Raw genomic sequence first — 245 nt, forward strand, 5'->3', positions numbered from 1 at the left:
GTAGATAGGTTCGGGGTGGAAGTGCAGCAATGCATGGAGCTGACGAATACTAATCGGTCGAGGGCTTAACCTATACAATGATCTGGATCCACAATGGATGAATCGCTTAAATTCGCTACTAGTTTTCAGGGAATAACCCCTGAAGAGAATAACCGTTTGGTGACGATAGCGGAGGGGAACCACGCGTACCCATCCCGAACACGACCGTTAAGCCCTCCAGCGCCGATGGTACTTGGACCGAAGGG

At 51.0% G+C, this 245-nt stretch carries 1 rRNA gene; it reads left to right on the top strand.

What is annotated here, in order from left to right:
• Positions 1-155: 155 nt before the first annotated feature.
• Positions 156-245, top strand: a 5S ribosomal RNA gene (gene rrf, locus FS806_RS25515); the annotation flags it as partial.

The organism is Paenibacillus sp. 32O-W, assembly GCF_007679495.1.
GTDB lineage: Bacteria > Bacillota > Bacilli > Paenibacillales > NBRC-103111 > Paenibacillus_L > Paenibacillus_L residui.